This is a genomic window from Stenotrophomonas maltophilia group sp. RNC7, assembly GCF_030910085.1.
GTDB lineage: Bacteria > Pseudomonadota > Gammaproteobacteria > Xanthomonadales > Xanthomonadaceae > Stenotrophomonas > Stenotrophomonas sepilia.
Genome location: NZ_JAVFVN010000539.1, coordinates 1 through 665 on the forward strand (window position 1 = coordinate 1; position 665 = coordinate 665).

Consider the following 665-nt stretch of genomic DNA (forward strand, 5'->3'; position numbering starts at 1 on the left):
TCTTTGTGGTAACGGCCTGACAGTTGATCAGAGGTTCGCGGATACAAACGGCAAACACCCTCTCTCAAGCGAAGGGCTTGGAAGTGAGCGGATTGGGGCCGTGAGCGGACAGGCGGTTATGGTTCCTGATGTTGAGAAGCAGCCCTTGGCGCGCCATGCCGGGCGATGAAGAAACCACATCTACGCTATAGCCCTCTAAATCCCGCGTCTAGGTCAGCAGCGATCGTCAAAGGAAACAGCATTTTTTGAACTTCTTACCGCTACCGCAGAAACATGGGTCGTTTCGACCGATCTTCGAACCGTCCGGCGTGCGGTTCGACGAAGCCGACCGAGCAGATCCAGAATTCCCGTTGAGTACCATGCCCTGCGTCAATTTTTCCATCCGACTGTCATGCTTCCACGGAAAACGCGTCGCCAGACTGAACTTAGGCAACCCATCCGCCTCGCGCACGAGGAGCCCAAACCAGTTATCGGCGCGATGGACATACTTGCGTCGCTGGCAATGACCAACGAGTGCGTCAAGGGCGTCGCTCGCCGCTGCTCGGCTGCAATGGATGGTAAGGCCAGCGTCGCCGGTATCGAATCCCAAGGTGAAGTCGTGGGGCCGTCCATCGAGCCGAGTGCGCCGGGCGACATCCTTCATTCCCTGGTCAAGCTGCTTAACC

The 665-nt window shown here is 57.4% G+C and carries 1 protein-coding gene; it reads right to left on the reverse strand.

The annotated features are described in order from the left end of the window. Positions 1 to 226: 226 nt before the first annotated feature. Positions 227 to 665: SEC-C metal-binding domain-containing protein (locus RCF13_RS10680; RefSeq protein WP_308141142.1), on the reverse strand; the 439-nt coding region annotated here is incomplete at its 5' end.